This is a genomic window from Amycolatopsis sp., from assembly GCF_036008905.1.
Classification (GTDB): domain Bacteria; phylum Actinomycetota; class Actinomycetes; order Mycobacteriales; family Pseudonocardiaceae; genus Amycolatopsis.
On sequence record NZ_DASYMU010000122.1, the window covers coordinates 1 to 5,046 of the forward strand.

The 5,046-nt window shown below is 66.2% G+C and carries 6 protein-coding genes; 2 read left to right on the forward strand and 4 right to left on the reverse strand.

Features of this window, described 5'->3' with window-relative positions:
- From VGP60_RS21845 to VGP60_RS21855, 3 genes are all read right to left on the reverse strand, one after another.
- Positions 1–183: hypothetical protein (locus VGP60_RS21845; RefSeq protein WP_327549914.1), on the reverse strand; the 183-nt coding region annotated here is incomplete at its 3' end.
- Between the two features lie 254 nt (positions 184–437).
- On the reverse strand, positions 438–1,199 hold the full coding sequence (locus VGP60_RS21850; protein WP_327549915.1) for an enoyl-CoA hydratase: 762 nt from the start codon (positions 1,197–1,199) through the stop codon (positions 438–440).
- Positions 1,196–1,660 carry an Lrp/AsnC family transcriptional regulator gene (locus tag VGP60_RS21855; protein WP_327549916.1) on the reverse strand — a complete coding sequence of 155 codons (465 nt, stop codon included), beginning with the start codon at positions 1,658–1,660 and terminating at the stop codon, positions 1,196–1,198. Before VGP60_RS21855 ends, VGP60_RS21850 begins: the two co-directional genes overlap by 4 nt.
- Before the next feature lie 73 nt (positions 1,661–1,733).
- Between VGP60_RS21855 and ddaH the strand changes: the two genes are divergently transcribed.
- Positions 1,734–2,567, forward strand: a complete 834-nt coding sequence (ddaH, locus tag VGP60_RS21860) for a dimethylargininase (protein WP_327549917.1) — start codon at positions 1,734–1,736, stop codon at positions 2,565–2,567.
- Positions 2,568–2,651: 84 nt separating this feature from the next.
- Positions 2,652–3,320 (forward strand): polysaccharide deacetylase family protein, encoded by a 669-nt coding sequence (locus VGP60_RS21865; RefSeq protein ID WP_327549918.1) that lies wholly within the window; start codon positions 2,652–2,654, stop codon positions 3,318–3,320.
- A 107-nt stretch (positions 3,321–3,427) separates the two neighbouring features.
- Here VGP60_RS21865 and VGP60_RS21870 read toward each other — a convergent pair.
- The coding region (locus tag VGP60_RS21870) for a glycosyltransferase (protein WP_327549919.1) at positions 3,428–5,046 on the reverse strand (1,619 nt) is incomplete at its 5' end.

A 5,046-nucleotide genomic window follows, 5' to 3' on the forward strand; every position in this document is an offset into this window, starting at 1 on the left:
GAAGTTCGGCATCGTCGACAGGTCGTTGCCGAAGGCCGCGGCCTCCGAGGTGAACCTGTCGCCGGTCAGCTGCATGCCGTCACCGGAGTCGCCGGCGAACCGGATGACCACCCGGTCCAGCTTGCTGATCTCGGTATGGCGAGTAGCGGACAACGAGCCGTTGCCGTTCGCACTGGTGCTCATGGGTCAGGGAATCCCTCTCTCCCGACTGGCGGCGTTGCGCGTATCCGTGCGTGGTGATGTCGGCTAGATCACCACGCACCCTTCGAGGTTAGCTCGCGGGGATTGTGGTTGGTTCCAGGGTGCGACCCCTGAGTCCACCAGGTGGGACCCCGGCCACCCGGCGGCGGCGAACGCCAGATTTACATGTAACTCATGGTAACGGCAAAAATGACCTGATGCAGTGACCCCCGTCTCGTTCTGCGCGGTTTCTCCCCCTATTTTCCTCCGATTCGAGCCCGGATGTTTGCCAGTCTTGCGGTGAATTCCGGAGAATCCAGCGAAACGAGCTGGGGCACGATTTCGACGTCGACCGCATCGGCGTGCTCGGTCAGCGCGCGAGTGCGGCGCATCGAAAGTTTCGTCGCCAGAACGAGTTCTCGCGGCGCCTCGGTGGCGGGCTTCGCGAGGGCGAGCGCGGCTTCCACCAGTTCGTCGTGACCGCCCTCGATCAGGCGGAGCGCCAGGCCCGCCCGGACCGCGGCTTCGGCGTCGAGGACCTCACCGAACAGTGTCATCGCGGCGGCCCGTTGGCGTCCTACGGCTTGCTGGATCATCCACGTCATCCCGCCGCCAGGGTGCAGCCCGAGCTCGAGGAAGCGCGCGATGAACTTGGCGTGCGGCCCGGCCAGCCGGACATCGGCGGCGAGCGCCAGGTTCAGCCCGGCGCCGACGGCCGCCCCGCCGACCGCCGCGATCGTCGGCAACGTGCAGCGCGCGACGGCGAGGAAACCGTCGTAGATCGCGCGAAGGCCGTCTTCTTTGGCTTCGCCGAGCGCGGAGAGGTCCGCGCCCGCGCAGAAGGCGGGCGGGGTGCCGGTGACGACCAGGGCGTGGACGTCTTCGTCCTGCTCGGCGTCGGTGACAGCCTTGGTGAGCTGGGCGGACAGGTCGAGGGTGAGGGCGTTGCGGCTGGCCGGCGCGTCGACGGTGACTACCGCGACGCGGCCGATGCGCTCGGTGAGGATGCTGTCGGTCATCCGCCGACTTTAGAGTCAGGCTCCGGGTTCGGCGGGCGCTCCAGTAGCCGGGAGAGGACCACGGTCGACACCGTGCGGTCGATGATCTCCAGCCCCCGCAGGCGCTCCAACGCCGTCTCCAGGTGGTGGATGTCCGCCGCCCGCAGGTGCACGATCGCGTCGGCGGCACCCGACACGGTGTAGGCCGCGACGACCTCGGGCAGCGGTTCGAGCCGCGCCCGGATGCGCGCCGGGGTGATGTTGCCCTGGCAGTGCACCTCGACGAACGCCTCGGTGCCCCAGCCCAGCGCCTCCGGGTCGACGACCGCGGTGAAGCCGCGCAGGACCCCGGAATCGAGCAGTCTGTCGACCCGGCGCTTCACCGCCGGCGCGGACAGGCCGACGACCTTGCCGATGTCGGCGTAGCTGGAACGCGCGTTGGCGACGAGCTGCGAAACGATTCGCTGGTCGATGGTGTTCATACGCAATGTTTAGCAGTAATCTACGCATCAAACAGAGATTGATTGCTTCTGTATCGAGCCATACGCTTCAATCATGTTGGACTTGCGCGTACCCACGACCCGCCGATACCTGATGTGCGCGCCGCGGTTCTTCGCGGTCGAGTACGTGATCAACCCCTGGATGGACCCTTCGCAGCCGGTGAGCGTCGAGCTCGCGATGGCGCAGTGGACCGAGCTCCGGGACACCTACCGCAAGCTCGGGCACACCGTCGAGGAGATCGACGCGCAGCCAGGCCTGCCCGACATGGTCTTCGCCGCGAACTCCGGCACCGTCGTCGACGGCCGCGTGCTCGGTTCGCGGTTCCGCGCGCCGCAGCGGACGGCCGAGGCCGAGCACTTCCGCCGCTGGTTCCTCGAGCACGGCTACCGCGACATCACGATGCCCGAGAAGATCAACGAAGCCGAAGGCGACTTCGCCTGGACGGGCAAGCTGCTGCTCGCGGGCGCCGGCTTCCGCACCGACCCGGCCGCGCACGCCGAGGCGCAGGAAGCCCTCGGGGTGCCGGTCGTTTCCCTGCGGCTGATCGATCCGCGGTACTACCACCTCGACACCGCGCTTTTCGTACTGTCGGAAGCCACCGACACCACCCCCGCGCAGATCGCGTACTACCCGGGCGCGTTCTCGGCGGGCTCCCAGCGTGTCCTCGCGAAGCTTTTCCCGGACGCGGTGCTCGCCACGGGCGCGGACGCGGCGTGCTTCGGGTTGAACGGGGTTTCGGACGGTCGCAACGTCGTGCTGCCGATCGAGGCGACCGACCTGGCGGACCGGCTCCGGGACCGTGGGTACGAGCCATGGCTGCTCGACATCTCTGAGCTGCGCAAAGCCGGCGGCGGCCCGAAGTGCTGCACTTTGGAGATACGCAAATAAGTTTTAGTAGATAATGTAACTACTCCATTCGCGCGGACGATTAATCGGGCAACAGTCCGTTCCCGAGTGCGTGCGAGGTGTTCGATGCCACCAACAATCGTCAACCTCATCGTCCACGGGATCGGCAAGCCCCGCCGGGCGCTCGATCCGGGGGAGGACGAGTCGTGGGTGACCGTGGAGCAGTTCGAGCAGGTGCTCGACGCGGTCGTCGGGATCGACAACGTCCGCCTCACCTTCGACGACGGCAACGCTTCCGACGTCGAGATCGCGCTCCCGCGCCTGCTCGAACGCCGCCTCACCGCGGAGTTCTTTTTGCTCGCCGGTCAACTGGGCGAGCGGGGGCGGATCGGCCGCGACGGCGTCCGCGAACTGGTCGACGCCGGCATGTCGATAGGGACGCACGGCTGGTCGCACAGCGACTGGCGGCGGCTCGACGACAGACGCGCGACGCAGGAAATAGCGGAAGCGCCGAAACTGCTTTCGAAGCTGGTGGGCAAGCCGGTGCGGCACGCGGCGGTCCCGTTCGGCGCCTACGACCGCGGGGTGTTGCATCGGTTGCGCAAGGCCGGGATGACTCGCGTCTACGGTAACGATGGCGGACCGGCCCGCGAATTCGCTTGGCTGCAGTCGCGAAACAGCCTTCGCCACGACATCGGCCCGGCCTGGATCGATGATGTCCTCGCCGGCGCTCCGGGGCTGTACCGGTCGGCGACACGGACCGCCGCGAGGCTTGTGAGGCTCGCCGGAATTTAGGTGTGTCTTGGAGGTTAGTGCGAGACCTTCATCCGGGACAACTGAGGCTCTATGCGACCAAGAGTGCGGGACGGCCACGCGGACAGGTGGTCGTCCCGCACTCTTGATCAGCCGCGAGGAGCAGGACGTTCCACAAGGGACATGAGTTCGGCGGCGCGGGACTGCCACGAGAATTCCGTCACCGAGTCCCGAAGTCGCTCCGGAGTCTGCAAAGGACCTTCGTCCAGGCTGCGCCTGATCGCGTCGATGAACCCGGCGTGATCACCCGCTGAGCGGACCCGGCCGGTGTACTTGGTCAGTTCGGCGAAGTCCGTGCTGACCACAGGCAGTCCAAGTGCGAGGTACTCCTTGAGCTTGATCGGGTTCGAATGGCGGATCCATTCGTTGTCGAGCCACGGCATGATCGCCACGTCGAACCCCGAGCCGTAGGCGGGAATCGTCTCGTAAGGCTGGAAACCCAGCCAGTGCACGTTGTCGTACTTTTCGAACCGTTCCATGTCATAGGTCGCGCTACCGATGAGCACCAGCGAGGCCTCCGGCAGTTCGACGGCAACGCGTTCCAGCAGGTCGAAATCGACCACGAAATCGTCCAGTGCTCCGAAGAAACCGACGCGCGGACCGGGAATCGCCAGGAGATCCGCGGGTATTTCGGCTTCGGGGCGCGTCTGGAAATGCTCGATATCCACGCCGTGGTCCAGGAAATGCGCCCGGTCGCCCGTCTGCTCGCGTTCGTCGTCGAGCAGCATCTGGCTGACATAGGTGATGAGATCCGAATTCCGCAATAACCGGCCTTCGAGCGCTTCGATCGTTTCGCGGTCCGATTCGGGGAATTCGGAATGCCGGTCCGAGCGGTTGAATACCAGCGCGCGGCGTGGCAACGGCTCGACGACATCCCATGCCGTCGGGATGGTCACCACGTACGCGGGCCGCTCGAGCCGGAGGAATGCCGACACGGCACGAACCTGCGCGCGGATGACGACCGCGTTCACTTTGCGGAGGAACGGGGAACCGTAAAACGGTAACGGTAACGGGGACATGACGTAGAAGTTCGGCAGTTCCGGCAACGGGCGGCGGACCAGTTTGGCGACACTGCGGAGTTTCCGCAGGATCTTCCCGGCGACCTGGCTGCTGCGTCCCGGCGTCGGCATCCGCATCCCGATGCTGTTGACCAGGAGCACTCGGCGGTCCTTCGCGATCGAGCGCATCAACTGGAAATCGGAATGCGCCTGGTTGTGATACCACCAGTCCTGAGCGGCGAAGCACACATAATCCGCTTTTTCGGCGTCCGCATCTCGAGGGAGCGCGGGCCATCGGCGCATACGCGTGAGCTCCCACAGCGATTTCCGATGCTTGGCACCGGGCCCCTTTCCCCGAGTGACCGCCCGGATCGCTTCGTTGAGGGTCACGGCGAGCCACATCGTGACCCCGGCCCGGCGCCCGGCGCGCTCACGCCGTAACCGGACGCGGTTGGTGGTGGCGAGGGCCCACAAGCTCGGTGACGTCGATTGTTCACCACCGAGATGCACGGCGACGGCTTCCGGTTCGAAGACCACGGCGAAGCCCTTGTCACCCGCGCGAAGCATGAATTCGGTCTCCTCCGAGTAGAGGAAATATCGCTCGTCCAGCGGACCCAGCGCGTCCAGGCAGTCACGGGAAGCAAGCCACGCGGCTCCGGTCGCCCAGTCGGTGGTACCGGTCACCCGATACCGGGCCGGATCGACGACCA